Genomic DNA, 21,086 nt, shown 5'->3' on the forward strand with positions numbered 1-21,086 from the left:
TTGTATAGACAACTAGAGTTCGCGGCACTTTCAGGAGTACCCGATGCCAGCCCTGCCCCGCCCTGTCAAAGCGCCCACCGGCACCCAGCTCAGCTGCAAGAGCTGGCTGACCGAGGCTGCCTACCGCATGCTGCAGAACAACCTCGACCCCGCCGTGGCCGAGAACCCGGACGCGCTGGTGGTCTACGGCGGCATCGGCAAGGCGGCGCGCAACTGGGAGGCGTTCGACGCGATCTGCAAGTCGCTGCGCGAACTCAACGACGACGAGACGCTGCTGATCCAGTCCGGCAAGCCGGTCGGCGTGTTCCGCACCCACCCGGACGCGCCGCGGGTGCTGCTGGCCAACTCCAACCTCGTACCGGCCTGGGCCACGTGGGAGCACTTCCACGAGCTGGATCGCAAGGGCCTGATGATGTACGGCCAGATGACGGCTGGCAGCTGGATCTACATCGGCAGCCAGGGCATCGTGCAGGGCACCTACGAGACCTTCGCCGAGGCCGCGCGCCAGCATTACGGCGGCGTGGCCAAGGGCCGCTGGGTGCTGACCGCGGGCCTGGGCGGCATGGGCGGCGCCCAGCCGCTGGCCGCCACCTTCGCGGGCTTTTGCTCGCTGAACATCGAATGCCAGCAGTCGCGCATCGACTTCCGCCTGAAGACCCGTTATGTCGACGAGCAGGCCTTCGATCTGGACGACGCGCTGGACCGCATCGCCAAGTACACGGCCGCCGGCGAGGCCAAGTCCATCGCGCTGCTGGGCAACGCGGCGCGGCTGATCCCGCAGCTTGCCGAGCGCTGCAAGCAGGGCACGGCCGTCAGGCCCGATCTGGTCACCGACCAGACCTCGGCGCACGACCTCATCCACGGCTATCTGCCGGCCGGCTGGAGCGTCGAGCAGTGGAAGGCCGCCGCAGCCGATCCGGCACAGCACGCCGAACTGAAGACCGCTGCCGCCAAGAGCTGCGCCGACCATGTGAAGGGCATGCTGGCCTTCCAGCAACTGGGCATCCCGACGGTGGACTACGGCAACAACATCCGCCAGGTCGCGCTGGACCAGGGCGTGGCCAACGCCTTCGACTTCCCCGGCTTCGTGCCCGCCTATGTGCGCCCGCTGTTCTGCGAGGGCAAAGGCCCGTTCCGCTGGGTGGCGCTGTCGGGCGACCCCGAGGACATTCGCAAGACCGACGCCAAGCTGAAGGAGTTGTTTCCCCAGCATGAAGCCCTGCACCGCTGGCTGGACATGGCCGCCGAGCGCATCGCCTTCCAGGGTCTGCCCGCGCGCATCTGCTGGTTGGGGCTGGGCGAGCGCCACCTCGCGGGCCTGGCCTTCAACGAGATGGTCAAGAGCGGCGAGCTGAAGGCGCCCATCGTCATCGGCCGCGACCACCTGGACAGCGGCTCCGTCGCCAGCCCCAACCGCGAGACCGAAGGCATGAAGGACGGCTCGGACGCCGTATCCGACTGGCCGTTGCTGAACGCACTGCTGAACACGGCTGGCGGCGCCACCTGGGTGTCGCTGCACCACGGTGGCGGCGTGGGCATGGGCTACTCGCAGCATTCCGGCGTCGTCATCGTCTGCGATGGCACCGACGCGGCCGCGAAGCGCATTTCGCGCGTGCTGTGGAACGACCCGGCCACCGGCGTCATGCGCCACGCCGACGCGGGCTACGACACCGCCGTCGACTGCGCGAAGAAGAACGAACTGAACCTGCCTTCCCTGTGAAGTCTTCTATGAAACTCATCCCCGGACAACTGACGCTCGATCAACTCGCCGACATCGCCGCCGGCCGCGCTGCGCTGCAGCTCGACGACTGGCGTGCCGTCGACAAGAGCGCCGCCCTGGTCGCTGCCGCCGCCGCGGGCGATGCGCCCGTCTATGGCGTCAACACAGGATTCGGCAAGCTGGCGAGCACGCGCATTGCCAAGGACCAGCTCGCGGCACTGCAGCTCAACCTGATCCGCAGCCACGCGGTGGGCGTCGGCGCGCCGATGTCGCCCGAGGTCGTGCGCCTGATGCTGGCCACCAAGGCGGGCAGCCTGGCGCGGGGCTTCTCGGGCGTGCGCCGCGAGGTCGTGCAAGCCCTGCTGGATGCGCTCAGCGCCGGCTTCGTCCCCTATGTGCCCTGCCAGGGATCGGTGGGCGCCAGTGGAGACCTGGCGCCGCTGGCTCACCTCACACTCGCGCTGATGGGAGAAGGCGAGGCGCTGGTGGCCGGCAAACGCATTCCGGCGCGCGACGAACTGGCCCGCCTGGAGCTGCGACCACTGACGTTGGCCGCCAAGGAGGGCCTGGCCCTCATCAACGGCACGCAGGCCAGCGCGGCCCTGGCCCTGCACGCGCTGCTGCGCTTCGAGGGCCTGTTCGCCACGGCCCTGGCCAGCGGCGCGATGACGCTGGATGCAGCCCGCGGCAGTGACGGCCCCTTCGACGCCCGCATCCACGAGGTGCGCGGCCAACCCGGCCAGATCGAGGTGGCCGGCGTCTATCGCGAGCTGCTCGCCGGCAGCGCCATTCGCGCGTCGCACCGCGAGGGCGACGAGCGCGTGCAGGACCCGTATTGCCTGCGCTGCCAGCCCCAGGTCATGGGCGCCTGCCTGGACCAGGCCCGCCATGCTGCCCAGGTGCTGGTGCGCGAGGCCAATGCCGTCACCGACAACCCGCTGGTGTTCGACGACGTGATGATCTCGGGCGGCAACTTCCACGCCGAGCCGGTGGCCTTCGCGGCCGACAACCTGGCCCTGGCCATCGCCGAGGTGGGCGCCATCGCCGAGCGCCGCATCGCCATGCTGATCGACCCGGCCATCTCGCGCCTGCCGCCCTTCCTGACGGCCGACGCCGGCCTGCACAGCGGCTTCATGATCGCCCACGTGACGGCCGCGGCCCTGGCCAGCGAGAACAAGAGCCTGGCCCACCCGGCCAGCGTGGACAGCCTGCCGACCAGCGCCAACCAGGAGGATCACGTGTCGATGGCCACCTTTGCCGCGCGCCGCCTGCACGCCATGATCGACAACACGGCCCACATCGTTGCCATTGAGCTGCTGGCGGCGGCCCAGGGCATCGACTTCCTGCGTCCGCTGCAGAGTTCGGCGCCGGTGGAGGCCCTGCACACGCGGCTGCGCGCCGACTGCGCCAGCAGCCCGGCCGATCACTACCTTGCGCCGGACATCGAGCGCGCGGCCGCATTGGTGCAGGCCGGAGCGCTCAAGGCCGAGCACGCGCCGGGTTTCGCTCAGTAGCGCCCCGCCGCGCCTGCGACGCGCAGGAACACGTAGGCAAACCACACGACGACGGCCTTGTGCAGCAAGGCGCGCAGGCCGGTACCGGCACGCTCGCCGACGCGCTGCGAGACCGCGATGGCGGCCTCGATCTCGCTGGCGAGTTGAACCGCGAAGCCGGCGTCCTGCACGACGACGTTGGCCTCCAGGTTGACCAGCAGTGACAGCGGGTCGATGTTGGAGCTGCCGACCGTGGCCCACTGGCCGTCGACGACGGCGACCTTGGCATGCAGGAAGGCTGGCGTGTACTCGTAGATCTCGACGCCATGGCCGAGCAGGTCCGCATACAGCGCTTCGGCAGCCCAGCCCGCGATCCGGTAATCCAGCTTGCCTTGCAGGAGCAGGCGCACGCACACGCCGCGGTCGGCGGCGCGGCGCAGGGCATGGCGAATGCGTTGACCGGGATAGAAATAAGGGCAGACCACGTCGACGCTCTCGCGGGCGTCGGTGATGGCATCGGCATAGGCATGCTCGATGGTGCGGCGCCGGCGCAGGTTGTCGCGCAGCACGAAGGCGGCGCGGACCGGTTGCAGATGCGACACCGGCTCGCCCAGCCGCTGCGGCCCACGCCAGAGCTGAGTCACCCAGAGGCCGAAACGGCGCCGCAACGGCACGTAGTCGATAAGCGCATCGTCGAACTCCCGGCCCAGCCAGGCGCGTGACCAGATCGAACGCACGCTCTGCGCGACCAGGTCAACGAGGCCGCCACTCACCTGCACGGCGAAGTCCAGCCGCGGCAGCTCGGTGACGCCATGGTGCATGTCCAGGCGATCATCGATGACGTTGATGCCGCCGACGAAGGCCTGCTCGCCATCGACAACGCAAAGCTTCTGGTGCAGGCGGCGCAACTGGCCCGGCTGGAACCAGCGCCACCAGCGATCCATGGGCCGGAACACCGCCAGGGCCACGCCGCTGCCGGCAAAGCGCTCGCGCAGCGTCCTGATGCTGGCGTTGCTGCCGAAGCCATCGACGACGAGGCGCACGCGCACGCCACGCTGATCCGCCGCAATCAAGGCATCGGCCAGGGCCAGCGAGGTGGCGTCGTGATGAAAGATATAGGTCGCCAGCCAGACCTCGCGGCTCGCGCCGTGGATGGCTGCATGCATGCGCGGGAAAAGCTGCTCGCCGCCGCGCAGCAGTTCGACCTCATTGCCGCCAACGAAGCCGGGGTCGGCGGCCTGGTGGCGTCGGCGCCGCCTAGACCCCAGGCGCCTCATTCGAGGGCCAGCTCCACAATCAGCGGCAGGTGGTCTGACATGCGCGACCAGCTCGGGCCGCGCGGCACCTGAACGCCGGTGCAGCGCAGGCCACGCATGTAGACGCGGTCCAGCGCGAACACGGGCAGGCGCGATGGAAAGGTGGGGGCCCGAGTCCGCCCGTGCGGTGCCGTCGCGCGACGCAGGCCGTGGGCACGCATGGGCGTGTCCAGACGCTCACCCCAGTCGTTGTAGTCGCCGGCAACAAGGAACGGCGCGCCCTCCGGCACGTTGTCGCGCACAAAGCTGGCGAGGCGGTCAACCTGGCGCATGCGGCTGGAATGAATCAACCCGAAATGCGCGACGACGACGTGCACGACCGTGCCATGCCAATGCACCGGCACATGCAGCAGGCCGCGTTGCTCCAGGGAGTGGTCCGACACGTCGTGGTGGCCGATGTCGCCCATGGGCCAGCGCGACAGCAGCGCGTTGCCATGCTCGCCGAACTTGGTCGTCGCGTTGGTGCGGTAGGCCACCTCATAGCCTTCGGGCGCAAGGAACTCGGCCTGGCCCTTCTCGGGCCAACCGAACCAGGTGCGGTCGAAGTAAGCGGCTTCGCGGTGATGGAAGAGACGCACCTCCTGCAGGCAGACGAGGTCGGCGTCCATGGCCTCCACACCCATCTGCAGGTTGTGGATCTCCAGGCGTTTGGCCGGCCCGAGGCCGCGCACGCCCTTGTGGATGTTGTAGGTGGCCACGCGCAGCACTTCGCCGGGCGGGTGAGGGGTGGGGCGGGCGACGGATCTCATGGCATCTCAGCGGCGTGCGGCCGCCCGAAGCCGCTGAGCGCCCCCTCGGGGGGCAGCGAACGGAGTGAGCGTGGGGGCTTCATAAGATTGCGGCGCTGAAGCGGGGCAGTTGCAGCACGGCTTCGGCGTTGGATGGTGAGAAGCAGCGGTCGGCCGCCTCATGCCAGGGCAGCCAGAGCCACGATAGATGCTCGCGCGGAGCCAGTACCGGCGTCAACGCCTCAGGCAGTTGTAGGCCGAAGACGTGTTCGGTATTGCGCGTGACGCCCGGGGCGTAGCGATGGCGCCAGTGAGGGTAAATCTCGTAAACATTGGCGAGATGCCAGTCGCGCAGCTCACCGCCCAATGCGGCGATGTCGAAGCCCGTTTCCTCCAGCACCTCTCGGCGTGCGGTCTCCGCGAGCGCCTCGTCGGGAGTGTCCTTGGAGCCCGTGACGCTCTGCCAGTAGCCGGGATGGTCAGCGCGCTCGATGAGCAGGACCTGCAGGTCCGGCGTGTGGATGACGACGAGGACGGACTCGGGGATCTTGAAGGGCTTGGCCGGGGGCATGCGGCCAGCATAGCGCCGGCCAGGCCATGAAGAATCAGGTCTTCTTGCGCCGCGCCACCTCGGGCGGCAGCTCCTTGGCCTGCAGCTCGCGCACCTGGGCGACGAGCTGGTTGTGGGCGTCCAGGAAGGCCGCGGCAATGACCTTGCCTTCGTTGGAATTGCTCCAGCCCGCGCCGGCCGCGCCACCGAGCTTGCCCAGCACGGCGCCGCCGACGCCCAGGTCGGCCACCTCGACCGAACCGGTGGACGCAGCGACCTGCTCGGTGGTCTCGTTATCGGTCAGCAGCAGGGCTGCCTGGGCCTGCTTGAGCTTGACCTGCTCGGCCGCGCCGACGAGCTTGTTCAGATAGGGAATGGCCTGCAGGATGCCGCCGATCTGGCGGCCCGCGTCCTGCTCGCTGAAGGTGAGGCTGGGTGTCAGGCTGTACTGGGCCTCATAGCCCTTGCCCTTGCTCACCGTGTTGCCCTGCTGGCGCAGGATGCCGGCTTCCTTGAGTTCCTGCTCGCGCACGGTCGCCTTGAGGCCGGCGGCGCGGTCGACAACCCGGAAGCAGCCGCTCTGCTGGGCCAGCAGGCGCACCAGGGGCACGGGACTGGACGGCAGCTGGTAGCTGCTGGAGTAGGCATAGCCGTTGGGGTTCTCGACCAGGGCCAGCGTCGCCACCGGTGCATCGCACTTGACCAGCTCGCGGCTGGCCTTGTGCGCACCGGCCGGCCCGGCCGAGCCGCTGATGACGGAGCCGCCATCGCCCAGCGTGGTGGACGATTTGCCGCAGCCGGCGAGAAGAGCGACAACGCCGGCGGCGAGGAGGGGGCGGACATTCATGCGGGACACCTGGAAGGACGAACGCGGGAGTCTGCACTGGGTGTGAGGTGGGGCTTGAGCTTTGAAGTGGGGACAGGGGTGGGGTGTTTTTTCGGTTGTCCTTTTGACTCGCTGCATTGCCGGGAGTCCGTCCCGGCGGCCGGGTAACTTTCTTCTGCGGGGCGCCAGAAGAAAGTCACCAAAGAAGAGGCGCTGAACCGCACACCATCGCGACGCCGCGAGGAGCGGCGCGCGAAAACTTCCTCTGGGACCACAGGACGAAGCGACCCGCTGCGCTCTCGCTGCTGTCTCTGTCACCAGCACCATCCATCGCACCGCCTGGCCGCTTAACGCGCGGCTGCACGCCGAGCTCACCAGAAAACCAAAGGCAGCGTCGCTCGGGCGACGCGGTATTCCCTGGTGAGTTCGGCGTGCAGCCGACGTTAAGCGGCGTGAAGGGGCGATGGATGGCCCTCTTCACAGGGACAGCGGCGAGAGCGCAGCGGATCGCGTCTGGGCGTAACGCATCTGTCGCTTTGAACCCTGCCCTCGGCACTTGGTGCTCGTGTGCGGTTCAGCGCCTCTCTTTTGGTGACTTCTTCTCTGGCGCGACAGAGAAAAGTTACCCGCCCGCCGGGGCGGATTCCCGGCGCGATGTATACGAGCGATCAGGACAGTCGCATAGCCAACCCACAAACAAAAACGGGGCCCGCAGGCCCCGTTCATTCGCTTGCTCAGCTTACTGCGCCGCAGCCGCCGAATTGCGCAGGCGGATGTGCAGCTCGCGCAGCTGCTTTTCGTCCACCAGCGACGGCGCGCCGGTCAGCAGGCACTGGGCGCGCTGGGTCTTGGGGAAGGCGATGACGTCGCGGATGGACTCGGCCTTGGTCATCATCGTGACGATGCGGTCCAGGCCGAAAGCCAGGCCGCCGTGCGGGGGCGCACCGTACTGCAGCGCGTCCAGCAGGAAACCGAACTTGATGCGCTGGTCTTCCGCGCTGATGTTGAGCGCCTCGAAGACCTTGGCCTGCACCTCGGCACGGTGGATACGCACCGAGCCGCCGCCCAGCTCCCAGCCGTTGAGCACCATGTCGTAGGCCTTGGCGATGCACTTGCCCGGGTCCGACGTCATCAGGTCCTCGTGGCCGTCCTTGGGTGCCGTGAACGGGTGGTGAACGGCCGCCCAGCGGTTGTTCTCCTCATCGTGCTCGAACATCGGGAAGTCGACGACCCACAGCGGCGCCCAGACGTCGTTGAACAGGCCATTGGCCTTGCCGAACTCGCTGTGGCCGACCTTCAGGCGCAGCGCGCCGATGGCGTCGTTGACGACCTTGGCCTTGTCCGCACCGAAGAACAGCAGGTCGCCGTCCTGGGCGCCGGTGCGCTTCAGGATCTCGGCGACGGCTTCGTCGTGCAGGTTCTTGACGATGGGCGACTGCAGGCCTTCGCGGCCCTTGGCCACTTCGTTGACCTTGACCCAGGCCAGGCCCTTGGCGCCGTAGATCTTGACGAACTCGGTGTAGGCGTCGATCTCGCCGCGGCTCATGGACGCGCCCTTGGGCACGCGCAGCGCGACGACGCGGCCGCCCGGCGTGGTGGCCGGGCCGCTGAACACCTTGAAGTCCACCGTCGTCATGGCGTCGGTCAGCTCGGTGAACTCGAGCTTGACGCGCAGGTCGGGCTTGTCGGAGCCGAAGCGGTGCATGGCTTCCGCGTACTTCATGACCGGGTAGTCACCCAGCTCGACGTTGAGGTTCTTGCGGAAGACGTGGCGGATCATGCCCTCGAACATCGAGCGGATCTCTTCCTCGGTCAGGAAGGAGGTCTCGATATCGATCTGCGTGAACTCGGGCTGGCGGTCGGCGCGCAGGTCCTCGTCACGGAAGCACTTGGTGATCTGGTAGTAGCGGTCGAACCCCGACACCATCAGCAGCTGCTTGAACAGCTGCGGCGACTGCGGCAGCGCGAAGAAGTGGCCGTCATGCACGCGGCTGGGCACGAGGTAATCGCGCGCACCTTCCGGGGTGCTCTTGGTCAGCATCGGCGTCTCGATGTCGACGAAGCCGTGCTCGTCCAGGAACTTGCGGACTTCCATCGCGACGCGGTAGCGCAGCATCAGGTTGTTCTGCATGTAGGGGCGGCGCAGGTCCAGCACGCGGTGCGTGAGGCGGGTCGTCTCGCTGAGGTTGTCCTCGTCGATCTGGAAGGGGATGGGCACCGACGGGTTCAGCACCTCGATCTCGTGGCAGAGCACTTCGATCTTGCCGCTGACGAGGTTGGCGTTCTCGGTGCCGGCCGGGCGGGCGCGCACCTTGCCGACGATCTTGAGGCAGAACTCGCTGCGGACGTCCTCGGCAATCTTGAAGCTGTCGGCGCGGTCGGGGTCGCAGACGATCTGGACCAGGCCTTCACGGTCGCGCAGGTCGATGAAGATGACGCCGCCATGGTCACGGCGGCGATGGGCCCAGCCCATCAGGGTCACGGTCTGGTCGAGCAGCTTTTCGCTGACTTGGCCGGCATAGCAGGTACGCATGGGATTTCTCCGAATTCTTTTCAGGGGGTGTTCTTGGGGCGCTGGCGAGCTCGCTCGGCTCTCAGGATTGAACGCCTGCCGGGGCGTTCAACCCGGCTGGTTTCGCGCCGCCTCGTCGGCGATGGCGCCGAGGTCCACGGGATGGGGCAGCGGCGCCACGGTGCCCATGGAGATGATGTATTTCAGCGCCTCGTCCACCGTCATGTGCAGGGGCTTCACGTCCGACCTGGGCACGATGAGGAAGAAGCCCGAGGTCGGGTTGGGCGTGGTTGGCACGTAGATGCTGACGTGCTCGTCCTCCAGATGGCAGGCCACCTCGCCGCTGGGCGTGCCGGTCACGAAGGCGATGGTCCAGCTACCGGCACGCGGGTACTGCACGAGGACGGCTTCGCGAAAGGCGTTGCCGCTGCTGGAGAACAGCGTGTCCGACACCTGCTTGACCGAGCTGTAGATGCTCTTGACGATGGGGATGTGGGACATCAGCCGGTCCCATTGCGTCAGCAGCCATTGGCCGAAGATGTTGGCAACGAGGACGCCGGTGGCCAACAGGCCACCGACCAGGATCACCAGCCCCAGGCCGGGCACATGGCGCAGCTCCAGGATGGCCTCGCGCAGCGAGGCCGGCATGATCAGGGCCAGCGCGGCCAGCATGGACCCGAAGACGCCGTTGACGACGTCCAGAACCTGGGCCAGCACCCAGATGGTGATGGCCAGCGGCAGCCAGACCAGCAGGCCGGCAACGAGGTATTTGCGTAAGGAAGCGCCCACGAAGCTTTTCGGTCAGTGGCAGGCGCAGGAGCCGCCGCAGGAGGTGGAGGAAGACGGCGATGCGGATGCTTCAGCCTTGGCGGCTTCGGGCTTGGCAGCATCGCTGGCGGCCGGGGCCGCGGGGGCGGCGGTCGAGCCACCCTTGAAGTCGGTTGCATACCAACCCGAGCCCTTCAGCTGGAAACCAGCTGCGGTGACCTGCTTGGAAAAGCTCTGCGCCGCGCAGGCGGGGCAGGTGGTCAGCGGCGCGTCGGACAGCTTTTGCAGCACATCCTTGGCGTGGCCACAGGCGCTGCAGCGATAGGCGTAGATTGGCATGGTCGGGCTCGAAGAGACGCAAAGCCCGACATTTTAAGGGACACGCTCAGGGATGAGGCTGGAGATGGTGGCTGACGTGCTCGCGACGGTCGGTCAGCACCTGGGGCATCAGCGAGCCGACCACCATGCCCGCCAGCGCCGCCAGCAGGCCGGCCAGTTGCCCCGGGAAGAGCTCGCCCCAGGTCGTCACCTGCGGGAAAAAGGCCACCCAGACGGCGATGCCGGCAAAGATCGAGAACACGGCGCCCTGGGTGGTCGAGCGGCTCCAGTACAGACCAAAGACCAGCGGCACGAAGGCGGCGACCAGGGTGACCTGGTAGGCGGCGCTGACGAGGTCGTAGATGGACGTGCCCTGCAGCGCGATGGCGTAGGCCAGCACGGCGAAGGCGAAGATGACGAGCGTGACGCGCATCGCCACGAGAGACTGCTTGTCGCTCATGCCGGGGCGGATCTGCTTCAGGATGTTCTCGACAAAGCTGGTCGTCGGCGCCAGCAGCGTGGCTGACGAGGTGCTCTTGATGGCCGACAACAGCGCACCGAAGAACAGGATCTGCATGAACAGCGGCATGTGGCCCATGACGAAGCTGGGCAGCACGCGCTGGTAGTCGTTCTGGGCCAGCTCCAGCGCCTTGTCGCCCATGACGGCCACGGCGGCCAGCACGATGAACATGGGCACGAAGGCAAAGGCGATGTAGCTGAAGCCGCCGATCATGGCGCCGCGCTGTGCCGTCTTGGCGTCCTTGGCGGACATGACGCGCTGGAACACGTCCTGCTGCGGGATGGAGCCCAGCATCATGGTCAGGCCCGAGCCGAGGAACATGGCCATCTCGGTGAAGGTCGGGTTGGGCAGGAAGCGGCCCAGGTCGCGGCTCTTGGCCAGGGCCAGCACCTTGTCTGCGCCGCCGGCCAGGTCCGAGGCAAACACCGCGATGACACTCAGGCCAATGACCAGCACGATCATCTGGATGAAGTCCGTCCAGGCCACGGCCAGGAAGCCGCCGATGACGACGTAGACCAGCACCGCCAGCAGGCCGACGACCATGCCGGTCTGCGGGCTCATGGCGCCGTCGGTCAGGATGTTGAACACCAGCCCCAGGGCCGTGACCTGGGCCGCCACCCAGCCGAGGTAGCTGAGGATGATGGCCAGCGAGCAGAACACCTCGACGCCCTTGCCGAAGCGCTGGCGGTAGAAGTCGCCGATGGTCAGCAGGTTCATCCGGTACAGCCGCGCGGCGAAGAAGGCGCCCACCAGCACCAGGCAGAAACCGGCACCGAACGGGTCTTCGACGACGGCGCCCAGGCCACCCTGCACAAACTTGGCGGGCAGGCCCATGACGGTTTCGGCACCGAACCAGGTTGCGAAGGTCGTCGTGACGACCATGATCAGCGGCAGGCTGCGCCCGGCGACGGCGAAGTCGCTGGTGTTCTTGATCCGGGTGCCGGCCCAGACACCGATGCCCAGCGTGCCGAGCAGGTAGAGCACGACGAAAACGATGAGCGTGGTGTTCATGAGCGCAATAAGGGCCGAAAAATTTGGCGCGGATTATGAGGGCGCGGCTGGCGAGCCTTGCTAGGGGCTGATGTCCAGAAAGCGCACGGTCAGCCAGGCCACGGCGACGCCGATGGCAAAGCCCGCGGCGCCCCAGAGCAAACCGGAAAGCAGCCGGTTGGTGCGCCGCAGCTCGCGCACGAGAGCGCGGGTCTCGGCGTCGTCGGCACGCCGGGCCTGGCTCTTGAGGGCGTCGTGCAGCAGGCGCGGCAGCTCGGGGATGAGCTGTGCGAAGCGCGGCGCCTCCTTCATCAACTGCTTGTTGAACGCCGGCCAGCCGACCTGCTCGTTCATCCAGCGCTCCAGGAAGGGCTTGGCCGTGGCCCAGAGGTCGAGTTCGGGATCGAGCTGGCGGCCCAGGCCCTCAACGTTCAACAGCGTCTTCTGCAGCAACACCAGCTGGGGCTGGATCTCGACGTTGAAGCGGCGCGAGGTCTGGAACAGCCGCATCAGCACCTGGCCCAACGAAATGTCCTTCAGCGGCCGGTCGAAATGAGGCTCGCAAACCGCCCGGACCGCGCTTTCGAGCGCATCGACGCGGGTCTCGGGCGGCACCCAACCCGAGGCGATGTGCAGCTCGGCCACGCGCTTGTAGTCGCGCTGGAAGAAGGCGATGAAGTTCTGGGCGAGGTAGTCCTTGTCCACCTCGGTCAACGTGCCCATGATGCCGAAGTCCAGCGCGACGTAGCGGCCGAAGGTCTCGGGCGCCAGGCTCACCTGGATGTTGCCCGGGTGCATGTCGGCGTGAAAGAAGCCGTCGCGGAACACCTGGGTGAAGAAGATGGTCACGCCGTCGCGGGCCAGCTTGGGGATGTCGATGCCGGCCGCCTCCAGCGCCGGGTGGTGCGAGATCGGCACGCCCTTCATGCGCTCCATGACGATGACCTCGGAGCTGCACAGGTCCCAGTGCATCTCGGGCACCATGATCAGATCCAGCTCGGCCATGTTGCGGCGCAGCTGGGCGGCATTGGCGGCCTCGCGCACCAAGTCCAGCTCGTCGTGCAGATAGGTGTCGAACTCGGCAACCACCTCGCGCGGTTTCAGGCGCCGGCCATCGGCGGAGAAGCGCTCGATCCAGACGGCCAGCTGGCGCATCAGCGACAGGTCGTCGTCGATGATGTCCAGCATGCCGGGGCGCAGCACCTTGACGGCGACCTCGCGGCCGTCCTTCAGCGTCGCGAAATGCACTTGGGCGATGCTGGCGCTGGCCACTGGCTCGGCGTCGAAGGTGGCGAACAGTTCCTCCAGCGGCCGGCCGAAGGCGCGCTCGACGATTTCACGCGACAGCGCCGCCGGGAAGGGCGGCACGCGGTCCTGCAGCTTGGCCAGTTCCAGCGCGACATCGAGCGGCAGCAGGTCGCGCCGTGTCGACAGCACCTGGCCGAACTTGACGAAGATGGGGCCGAGGTGCTCCAGCGCCAGCCGCAGGCGCACGCCGCGCGGCTGCTGCCAGCGCCGGCCCAGCCGGGTCAGGCGACGCAGCAGCCTGAAGCGCTTGCGACGCAGGCCAGACAAGGCCAGATCATCGAGACCGAAGCGCCAGACCGTCCACAGAATGACCAGCAGCCGCGAGACAAACCTCATGCGCCGCTACCGGACGTCGTCGTCGCAAAACGCGCGGCCATGCCCGACAACGTGCGCCGCAAGGTGCGGCCGAACTGGGCGAGCTGGCGGGCGGGCAGCGGCCCGACGATGCCGGCCAGATCGTCCTCGATGTCCCAGCGCAGGTTGTCCATCAACCAGTGCATCTCGCCAGCGAAAGCGGCATCGCCCTGCACGCTGACGGTGGGCGCCTCTCCCGTGAATGCACCCAGAGCCAGCTTGGCGGGGTTGGATGCATCGATCTCGATGCGCAGGCCGCCGGCGCCTGCCGGGGCGGCGTCCAGGCGTTCAAAAAGACCCGCTGGTGTGACACCGAGTATCAAATCAGGCGCCGCCGGCAGCAGGCTAGGCCAGCCTGCCAGGTGGACGACGAGCCCACGCCCAGCCAGCGGCCGCAGGCGTTGCGCCGCGATGGGCTCCCGCGACACGACATGGTTGATCAGCAAAACAAGGCGATCCTGCAGGGCCGGCATCAGCAAGGGCGTGATGGACGGCAGCGGAGGCAGGGGCGGCAGGGGCCAGGAAGCAGACATATACAAGATTGTAGGCAGCGGACCATGAACAGGGGACGCCGACGGTTCGGCCGTCAAATTTGTTGGTAGAGAATCCCTGATCCTTTTTCAGCCTCGGGTACACCCTGACCCGAGGACTACCAAACCCACCAAGATGTTTGAGGACCGCAGCTACAAGAGGACGTTCTACAGCGCACCGCAGTCGGTCGAATCCCTGATCGCCGCTTTCCTGGAGCCCGGCATCATCGTTCTGACCTTTCTTGTCGTGAACGGTCACTTCGACGAGCCGGTGCTGCGCCCCACCCTGACGCTGTGCCTGCTCGTCTTCGCCCTCACCTTCCCGGGTCGCAACCGCTTCAGCGACCACCCGGCCAGCGCCCTTGTGGACGTGCTGTCCTCCTGGCTGGTGCTGCTGGGCATCCTGCTGCTGTGCGGCTACGCCACCAACAGCCTGCACTATTTCGAGGACGAGGTGCTGCTGTGGTGGGCCGTCATCACACCTGCCGTCCAGATCGCCGCCATCGAGACGGGCCGGCGCATCCAGCAATGGCGGGCACGCGACCCGGGCGCGCGCCGTACGGCGGTCGTCGTCGGCGCGGGCGTGCTTGGCCACAAGGTGGCGCGAGCGCTGCGCGACTCTCAGGGCGTCGTCTGCCTGGGCTATTTCGACGACCGTGCGCCTGAGCGCCTGCACCCGGAAGCCGGCGCCTCCATTCTGGGCACCCTGCCCCAGCTCAGCGAGTTCGTGCGCGACAAGGGCGTGCGCGAGGTCTACATCACCCTGCCCCTGGGGTCGCAGCCTCGCATCGTCGAGTTGCTGGAACAGGTGCAGGGCACGACGGCCTCGCTGTTCTTCGTGCCCGACGTGTTCGGCATCAGCATCATCCAGGGCCGCCTGCAGGACATCTCGGGCGTGCCGGTGGTCGGCATCTGCGAGACGCCCTTCACCGGCACCAACCAGCTGATCAAGCGCGTCAGCGACGTCGTTCTGGCCACGTTGATCCTGATCCTCATCTCGCCCATCCTGCTTGCCCTGGCCATTGGCGTGAAGCTCAGCTCACCAGGCCCTGTCATCTTCAGGCAGAAGCGCAACGGCCTGGATGGCGAGGAGATCATCGTCTACAAGTTCCGCTCCATGCGGACACAGGACAATGGTCCCGTGGTCAAACAGGCCACTAAGGGCGACGCGCGCATCACGCCCTTTGGCGCCTTCATCCGCCGCACCTCGCTGGACGAACTGCCGCAATTCATCAATGTGCTGCAGGGTCGCATGAGCATCGTCGGGCCGCGCCCGCACGCCGTGGCCCACAACGAGGAATACCGCAAGATCATCAAGGCCTACATGGTGCGCCACAAGGTCAAGCCGGGCATCACCGGCTGGGCCCAGGTGAATGGCTTGCGTGGCGAGACCGACACCATCGACAAGATGGTGGCACGCGTCGAATACGATTTGGAATACCTGCGCAACTGGTCACTGGCCCTGGATCTGCAGATCATCTTGCGGACCGTGAGGCTGGTGGTGTTTGATCGCCATGCCTATTAAGCCTGCTCGCCATTGCCACCGTTGGACCCGGCTTGCGCTGCTGATCGCCGCGCTTTCAGCGGTCCAGTCCGCGCACGCTCAGACCGATGACACGACGCCCTTTTATGTCGGTGCATCGTTAGGTGTTGCTCATGTCTCTAATGTGTACCGACAGTCAAACGCCGCCAACGATGACACAGTGACCAGCGCCGGGGTTCTGGGCGGCATCGACACGAAGCTCGGTCGTCAGCATCTGACGGTGGACGGCTCGCTGCAGAGCAACCGCTATTCAACGATTAGCGAGCTCAACAATCGCTCCTACACCTTGCGCAGTGCGCTCAATTGGCAGACGGTGGGTAATCTGTCGGGAGTGCTGAGCGCCAAATCGGACCGATCCCTCGCTGACTTCAACATCGGTAGCGGCGTCGACCCCATCCTCAAGAAGAACATCGAACGCGAGGACGAATACCAGGCCTTGGTCCGCCTTGGCGTACTGACGCGGTATACGCTGGAAAGCAGTTGGACGCACCGCCGCCGGGACTTCACCGCCTCGGAGTACGACCGTTTCGACTTCGAGCAGAACACGGGCTCCCTCGGCATCTATGCCACGCCCGGCGGCAATGTCAGGCTGGGCCTGGTGGGGCGACGCACCAAGGGCAAAAACCCGCACTATCCCATTGGCCTTGCCTTGGACCCGCAGACGGCGCAGGTTGTCGTCGTCTCGGTACCTAATGACTACACCCGGGACGACTTCGACTTCACCACCAAGTGGAGCACCGGCGGCCGCAGCACGCTAAACACGCGCATCAGCCGCAGCAAGTCAAAAAACAGCCTCGATGACCGGTTACGCGATTTCAGCGGCACCACCGGTGCCATCGGTTGGAACTGGCAGCCCACAGCCAAGTTGCAATTGAACCTGCAATATGCGCGGGACACCGGGCAGGAAAGTGTCGTCCAGACGGCTGACCTGAACCGGGTCTACACCACCTATCAGCTGGGCGGCACCTACGCCGTGACAGGCAAGGTCAGTCTCAGCGCCAAGGCGAGCCGGAACCGCGCCACACGCACCAGCACGGCAGGTGCCGCCGTTGCCGATGCGCTGGACGACTTCAAGACGTACAACCTGAGCATGCGCTGGGCGTTCACACGCGGCCTCAGCCTGGGCTGCCAGTACGACCGTGCCAGCCGCAACAGCAGCATTGCCCAATACGTGTACACCGCCAGCAGCTACGGCTGCACGGGTCAAGCCATCTTCTTCTGATGACCACCATCCTGCTCACGGGTGCGACAGGCTACATCGCGTCGCACACTTGGCTGGCTCTCCAGCAGGCGGGCTATCGCGTCGTCGGCGTGGACAACTTTTCCAACAGCTCGCCCGTCGTGCTGGAAAGGCTGGCGGAACTGGCCAGCACCCCCATCGAGTTCGAACGTGCCGACGTCTGCGACGCCGCGGCAATGGACGAAGTCTTCGGCAGCTACAAGCCGGCCGCCGTCGTGCATTTCGCTGCCTACAAGGCAGTTGGCGAATCCGTCACCCAGCCGCTGGCCTATTACCGCAACAACCTGGGCGGCCTCGTCAACACCTGCGAGGCCATGAAGCGCCACGGTTGCACGCGCATGGTGTTCAGTTCCAGCGCCACCGTCTACGGCGCTCCGGACAAACTGCCCCTGCGCGAGGACGCACCGACCTCGTCGACCAACCCCTACGGCGCGACCAAGCTGATGGGCGAGCAGATCCTGCACGACCTCGGCATCGCCGATCCAACCTGGCAGGCCGCCTGCCTGCGCTACTTCAACCCAGTCGGCGCCCACGAGAGCGGCCGCATCGGTGAAGACCCGCGCGGCACGCCCAACAACCTGATGCCCTATGTCGCCCAGGTGGCGGTGGGCCGGCGCACCAAGCTGGCCGTCTTCGGCAATGACTACGCAACGCCCGACGGCACTGGCGTGCGCGACTACATCCATGTCAGCGACCTGGCCGAAGGGCACGTCGCTGCACTGCGCTGGCTGCTGGCCAATACCGGCTCGTTGACCGTCAATCTCGGCACCGGCCAGGGCTACAGCGTGCTCGACCTGGTGCGCGCCTACGAAGCCGCCAGCGGCCGCAGCGTGCCCTACGAAATCGTCCCGCGCCGCCCTGGCGACATCGCAGCCTGCTGGGCCGACCCGGCCCTGGCGCGCGAGTTGCTTGGCTGGGAGGCCAAGCTCGATCTCGCCCGCATGTGCCAAGACAGTTGGCGCTGGCAACGACTCAACCCTCACGGTTTCAATCCCGCATGACCCACGTTCAACCCGTCATCATGGCCGGCGGCTCCGGCACCCGGCTCTGGCCTCTGTCGCGCAGCGGCTACCCCAAGCAATTCCTCGTGCTGTCCGGCAACGAGAGCCTGTTCCAGCTCGCCGCGCGCCGCCTGGCCGCGCTGGCCTCGCCCGAGTTCGAGCTCGCCGGTCCCTGCATCGTCGGCAATGAGGAGCACCGCTTTCTCGTACTGGATCAATTGCGCGAGACCCGGCAGGAGCCCAGCAGCGTGCTGCTGGAACCGCTGGGCCGCAACACTGCACCGGCGCTGACGCTGGCCGCATTGGCCGCACTCGAGGGCGGCAAGGACCCCGTCCTCGTCGTCACGCCGGCCGACCAGACCGTTACCAACCCGGCAGCCTTCACCGCGGCATTGCAGGACGCGGTCCGCATCGCGGCCGAAGGTGCCATCGCCATCCTGGGCATCACGCCAGACCGGCCCGAAACAGGCTACGGCTATATCCGCACCTCGGGCGACGCCGCGGGCCTGGTGGTCGCACAGTTCGTCGAGAAGCCCAACCTGGAGACCGCCCAGCGCTATCTGGCCGAAGGCGACTACTACTGGAACAGCGGCATGTTCGTGCTGCGTGCCAGCGTCTGGATGAAGGCGCTGGAACGATTCCGCCCCGACATCGCCGCTGCCACGCGCGCTGCCTGGGATGCGCGCAAGACCGACGCCAAGTTTGTGCGCCCCGGCAAGGCCGAGTTTGCCGCTGTGCCCAGCGAATCGGTCGACTACGCCGTCATGGAGCGCTGCCCCGGGACGGACATCCCCTTGCGCATGGTCGCGCTGGATGCCGGCTGGAACGACCTCGGCGCCTGGGAAGCGGTCTGGCAGGTCTCCGAGAAGGATGCCGACGGCAACGCCTTCGTCGGCGACGCCTTGATCGCCGACAGCAAGAACACCTTGGTGCACGCCACCAGCCGCTTGGTCGGCGTCGTCGGCCTGACGGACATCATCGTCGTCGAGACGGCCGATGCCGTGCTGGTCAGCGACCGGTCGCGCAGCCAGGAGGTCAAGCAGATCGTCAACCGCCTCGGGGCCGAGCAACGCGGCGAGCATGCCCTGCACCGCAAGGTGCACCGCCCCTGGGGCTGGTATGACAGCATCGACTCGGGCGAGCGCTTCCAGGTCAAGCGCATCATGGTCAAGCCGGGTGCCTCCCTGAGCCTGCAGATGCACCACCATCGCGCGGAGCACTGGATCGTCGTGAGCGGCACGGCCGAGATCGTCAACGGCGACAAGACCATCCTGCTGACCGAGAACCAGTCCACCTACATCCCGCTGGGTCAGACGCATCGCCTGGCCAACCCGGGCAAGGTGCCGCTGGAGATCATCGAAGTGCAGTCAGGCTCCTATCTCGGCGAGGACGACATCGTCCGCTTCGAAGACACCTACGGCAGAACATGACCATCCTCGTCACCGGCGGCGCCGGCTTCATCGGCAGCAACTTCGTGCTGGACTGGCTGCGTGAGAGCGACGAGCCCGTCGTCAATCTCGATGCGTTGACCTACGCTGGCAACCTCGAGAACCTGGCCTCGCTGGACGGTGACGCGCGTCACGTCTTCGTCAAGGGCGACATCTGCGACCGCGGCCTGATCGACAGCTTGCTGGCCAAGCACCGCCCCCGCGCCATCGTCCACTTCGCGGCTGAGAGCCATGTAGACCGCTCCATCCACGGCCCCGGCGCATTCATGAAGACGAATGTCGAGGGCACGTTCACGCTGCTGGAAGCGGCACGCACTTATTGGGGCGGCCTTGAAGGCGAAGCCAAACAAGGCTTTCGCTTCCACCACGTGTCGACCGACGAAGTCTATGGCTCGCTGAAAGCCTCGGATCCGCCCTTCGCCGAAACCAACGCCTACGAGCCCAACAGCCCGTATTCGGCCAGCAAGGCGGCCAGCGACCACCTCGTGCGCGCCTGGCACCACACCTACGGCCTGCCGGTCGTCACCACCAACTGCTCGAACAACTACGGGCCCTATCACTTCCCGGAGAAGCTGATTCCGCTGCTGATCGTCAATGCGCTGGCAGGCAAACCCCTGCCCGTCTATGGCGACGGCCAACAGATCCGCGACTGGCTTTACGTCACCGATCACTGCAGCGGCATCCGAGCCGTGCTGGCAGGCGGCCAACTGGGCGAAACCTACAACATCGGCGGCTGGAACGAGAAGGCCAACATCGACATCGTCAAGACGGTGTGCGCCTTGCTCGACGAACTCAAACCCTCGGCGGACGGCCCCTACGAGCGCCTCATCACCTATGTGAAGGACCGCCCCGGCCACGACCGCCGCTACGCCATCGACGCACGCAAGATCGAGCGCGAGCTGGGCTGGCGCCCGGCAGAAACCTTCGAGACCGGCATCCGCAAGACGGTGCAGTGGTATCTGGACCATCCAGACTGGGCCGCCCGCGTGCAAAGCGGCGCCTACCGGGACTGGGTTGCCAAGCAATACAGCTGAAGCCATGAAGATTCTTCTTCTCGGCAAGGGTGGCCAGGTCGGCTGGGAACTGCAACGCTCGCTGGCGGTGGCCGGCGAAGTCGTCGCGATGGACCATGACGACGGCGCCGACTTCACGCAGCCCGAGGCGCTGCTGGCGCGCGTCAGGGCCGTCGCTCCCCAGGTGATCGTCAATGCCGCGGCTCACACCGCTGTGGACAAGGCCGAGAGCGAGCCCGAGCTCGCACGTCAGATCAACGCCGCCGCGCCCGCCCTGCTGGCCATCGAGGCCAAGCGCATGGGCGCCCTGCTGGTGCACTACTCGACGGACTATGTCTTCGACGGCAGTGGCAGCCATGCGCGTGATGAGGAAGCGCCCCTCGGCCCGCTCAGCGTCTACGGCAGCACCAAGGCCGAGGGCGAGGACGCCATCCGCGCCAGCGGCTGCCAACACCTCATTCTGCGCACGAGCTGGGTCTATGCGGCCCGCGGTGGCAACTTTGCCAAGACCATGCTGCGCCTGGCCGCCGAGCGCGAGCAGCTCAAGGTCATCGCCGACCAGATCGGCGCGCCAACAGGCGCCGACCTGCTGGCCGACCTGACCGTCCACATGCTGCGCGCCGCGCGCGTGAACCCTGCGCTGACCGGCACCTATCACGCGGTCGCTGGCGGCGAGACGAGCTGGCACGAGTACGCCCGCTTTGTCATCGAGTTCGCACGTGCACAGGGCAAGGTCATCAAGGTCGCGCCGGACCAGATCCTCGCCATCCCGACAAGCGACTACCCCACACCGGCGATGCGCCCGCTGAACTCGCGCCTGGCCACGGCCAAGCTGCAGCAGTGCTTCGGCCTCGTCCTGCCGCCCTGGCAGCAAGGAGTGGAACGCATGCTGAACGAAATTCTTTAAG

The 21,086-nt window shown here is 66.7% G+C and carries 17 protein-coding genes and 1 pseudogene; 8 read left to right on the top strand and 10 right to left on the bottom strand.

Annotated elements, in window-relative coordinates; translation table 11 throughout:
* The first annotated feature begins 43 nt into the window (after window positions 1-43).
* Window positions 44-1,720, top strand: coding sequence for a urocanate hydratase (gene hutU / locus ASC91_RS25565; RefSeq protein ID WP_056204038.1), 1,677 nt, complete (start codon window positions 44-46; stop codon window positions 1,718-1,720).
* 8 nt (window positions 1,721-1,728) lie between these two features.
* Window positions 1,729-3,234, top strand: coding sequence for a histidine ammonia-lyase (gene hutH / locus ASC91_RS25570; protein ID WP_056204040.1), 1,506 nt, complete (start codon window positions 1,729-1,731; stop codon window positions 3,232-3,234).
* Here the strand turns inward: hutH and clsB are convergent.
* From clsB to ASC91_RS25620, 10 genes and pseudogenes are all read right to left on the bottom strand, one after another.
* Window positions 3,228-4,490, bottom strand: a complete 1,263-nt coding sequence (gene clsB, locus ASC91_RS25575) for a cardiolipin synthase ClsB (protein WP_056204043.1) — start codon at window positions 4,488-4,490, stop codon at window positions 3,228-3,230. The two genes, hutH and clsB, sit on opposite strands and share 7 nt — an antisense overlap.
* On the bottom strand, window positions 4,487-5,278 hold the full coding sequence (locus ASC91_RS25580; RefSeq protein WP_056204046.1) for an endonuclease/exonuclease/phosphatase family protein: 792 nt from the start codon (window positions 5,276-5,278) through the stop codon (window positions 4,487-4,489). The genes clsB and ASC91_RS25580 overlap by 4 nt, the downstream gene beginning before the upstream one ends.
* Window positions 5,279-5,357: 79 nt before the next feature.
* A complete protein-coding gene (nudB, locus tag ASC91_RS25585; RefSeq protein ID WP_056204049.1) occupies window positions 5,358-5,828 on the bottom strand; it encodes a dihydroneopterin triphosphate diphosphatase in 471 nt (156 codons plus the stop codon).
* 34 nt (window positions 5,829-5,862) lie between these two features.
* Complete coding sequence (locus ASC91_RS25590; RefSeq protein ID WP_056204052.1) at window positions 5,863-6,654, bottom strand: CsgG/HfaB family protein; 792 nt, start codon at window positions 6,652-6,654, stop codon at window positions 5,863-5,865.
* A gap of 718 nt (window positions 6,655-7,372) precedes the next feature.
* On the bottom strand, window positions 7,373-9,166 hold the full coding sequence (aspS, locus tag ASC91_RS25595; RefSeq protein WP_056204055.1) for an aspartate--tRNA ligase: 1,794 nt from the start codon (window positions 9,164-9,166) through the stop codon (window positions 7,373-7,375).
* An 87-nt stretch (window positions 9,167-9,253) separates the two neighbouring features.
* A complete protein-coding gene (locus ASC91_RS25600; protein ID WP_056204058.1) occupies window positions 9,254-9,934 on the bottom strand; it encodes a DUF502 domain-containing protein in 681 nt (226 codons plus the stop codon).
* Between the two features lie 12 nt (window positions 9,935-9,946).
* Window positions 9,947-10,252 carry an FmdB family zinc ribbon protein gene (locus tag ASC91_RS25605; RefSeq protein ID WP_056204061.1) on the bottom strand — a complete coding sequence of 102 codons (306 nt, stop codon included), beginning with the start codon at window positions 10,250-10,252 and terminating at the stop codon, window positions 9,947-9,949.
* A gap of 46 nt (window positions 10,253-10,298) precedes the next feature.
* The gene (locus ASC91_RS25610) at window positions 10,299-11,762 is read right to left on the bottom strand and encodes a sodium:solute symporter family protein (protein WP_056204064.1); all 1,464 of its coding nucleotides are present in this window, start codon (window positions 11,760-11,762) and stop codon (window positions 10,299-10,301) included.
* Window positions 11,763-11,921: 159 nt separating this feature from the next.
* Window positions 11,922-13,385: pseudogene (gene ubiB, locus ASC91_RS25615) on the bottom strand (ubiquinone biosynthesis regulatory protein kinase UbiB); the annotation flags it as partial.
* The gene (locus ASC91_RS25620; protein ID WP_056204072.1) at window positions 13,382-13,936 is read right to left on the bottom strand and encodes a hypothetical protein; all 555 of its coding nucleotides are present in this window, start codon (window positions 13,934-13,936) and stop codon (window positions 13,382-13,384) included. The gene ASC91_RS25620 and the pseudogene ubiB, both read right to left, overlap by 4 nt.
* 133 nt (window positions 13,937-14,069) lie before the next feature.
* On the opposite strand from ASC91_RS25620, the gene ASC91_RS25625 reads away from it, so the two are divergent.
* From ASC91_RS25625 to rfbD, 6 genes are read left to right on the top strand one after another with little or no spacing between them, the layout of a single operon-like run.
* The gene (locus ASC91_RS25625) at window positions 14,070-15,458 is read left to right on the top strand and encodes an undecaprenyl-phosphate glucose phosphotransferase (RefSeq protein WP_157282104.1); all 1,389 of its coding nucleotides are present in this window, start codon (window positions 14,070-14,072) and stop codon (window positions 15,456-15,458) included.
* The gene (locus tag ASC91_RS25630; RefSeq protein WP_157282107.1) at window positions 15,439-16,698 is read left to right on the top strand and encodes an outer membrane beta-barrel protein; all 1,260 of its coding nucleotides are present in this window, start codon (window positions 15,439-15,441) and stop codon (window positions 16,696-16,698) included. Before ASC91_RS25625 ends, ASC91_RS25630 begins: the two co-directional genes overlap by 20 nt.
* Window positions 16,698-17,717 (top strand): UDP-glucose 4-epimerase GalE, encoded by a 1,020-nt coding sequence (gene galE, locus ASC91_RS25635; RefSeq protein WP_056204078.1) that lies wholly within the window; start codon window positions 16,698-16,700, stop codon window positions 17,715-17,717. Before ASC91_RS25630 ends, galE begins: the two co-directional genes overlap by 1 nt.
* The gene (locus ASC91_RS25640) at window positions 17,714-19,147 is read left to right on the top strand and encodes a mannose-1-phosphate guanylyltransferase/mannose-6-phosphate isomerase (RefSeq protein WP_235532102.1); all 1,434 of its coding nucleotides are present in this window, start codon (window positions 17,714-17,716) and stop codon (window positions 19,145-19,147) included. The genes galE and ASC91_RS25640 overlap by 4 nt, the downstream gene beginning before the upstream one ends.
* Window positions 19,144-20,199 (top strand): dTDP-glucose 4,6-dehydratase, encoded by a 1,056-nt coding sequence (rfbB, locus tag ASC91_RS25645; RefSeq protein WP_056204081.1) that lies wholly within the window; start codon window positions 19,144-19,146, stop codon window positions 20,197-20,199. The genes ASC91_RS25640 and rfbB overlap by 4 nt, the downstream gene beginning before the upstream one ends.
* A 4-nt stretch (window positions 20,200-20,203) precedes the next feature.
* A complete protein-coding gene (rfbD, locus tag ASC91_RS25650; RefSeq protein WP_056204084.1) occupies window positions 20,204-21,085 on the top strand; it encodes a dTDP-4-dehydrorhamnose reductase in 882 nt (293 codons plus the stop codon).
* Window position 21,086 lies beyond the last annotated feature (1 nt).

This window comes from Pelomonas sp. Root1237 (assembly GCF_001425055.1).
Classification (GTDB): domain Bacteria; phylum Pseudomonadota; class Gammaproteobacteria; order Burkholderiales; family Burkholderiaceae_C; genus Pelomonas.

Coding starts and splice junctions, on each gene's coding strand:
- ASC91_RS25640 (WP_235532102.1), top strand. CDS start 17,714: ATGACCCACGTTCAACCCGTCATCATGGCCGGCGGCTCCGGCACCCGG.
- galE (WP_056204078.1), top strand. CDS start 16,698: ATGACCACCATCCTGCTCACGGGTGCGACAGGCTACATCGCGTCGCAC.
- hutU (WP_056204038.1), top strand. CDS start 44: ATGCCAGCCCTGCCCCGCCCTGTCAAAGCGCCCACCGGCACCCAGCTC.
- rfbB (WP_056204081.1), top strand. CDS start 19,144: ATGACCATCCTCGTCACCGGCGGCGCCGGCTTCATCGGCAGCAACTTC.
- ASC91_RS25580 (WP_056204046.1), bottom strand. CDS start 5,278: ATGAGATCCGTCGCCCGCCCCACCCCTCACCCGCCCGGCGAAGTGCTG.
- hutH (WP_056204040.1), top strand. CDS start 1,729: ATGAAACTCATCCCCGGACAACTGACGCTCGATCAACTCGCCGACATC.
- nudB (WP_056204049.1), bottom strand. CDS start 5,828: ATGCCCCCGGCCAAGCCCTTCAAGATCCCCGAGTCCGTCCTCGTCGTC.
- ASC91_RS25590 (WP_056204052.1), bottom strand. CDS start 6,654: ATGAATGTCCGCCCCCTCCTCGCCGCCGGCGTTGTCGCTCTTCTCGCC.
- clsB (WP_056204043.1), bottom strand. CDS start 4,490: ATGAGGCGCCTGGGGTCTAGGCGGCGCCGACGCCACCAGGCCGCCGAC.
- rfbD (WP_056204084.1), top strand. CDS start 20,204: ATGAAGATTCTTCTTCTCGGCAAGGGTGGCCAGGTCGGCTGGGAACTG.
- ASC91_RS25605 (WP_056204061.1), bottom strand. CDS start 10,252: ATGCCAATCTACGCCTATCGCTGCAGCGCCTGTGGCCACGCCAAGGAT.
- ASC91_RS25625 (WP_157282104.1), top strand. CDS start 14,070: ATGTTTGAGGACCGCAGCTACAAGAGGACGTTCTACAGCGCACCGCAG.
- aspS (WP_056204055.1), bottom strand. CDS start 9,166: ATGCGTACCTGCTATGCCGGCCAAGTCAGCGAAAAGCTGCTCGACCAG.
- ASC91_RS25610 (WP_056204064.1), bottom strand. CDS start 11,762: ATGAACACCACGCTCATCGTTTTCGTCGTGCTCTACCTGCTCGGCACG.
- ASC91_RS25620 (WP_056204072.1), bottom strand. CDS start 13,936: ATGTCTGCTTCCTGGCCCCTGCCGCCCCTGCCTCCGCTGCCGTCCATC.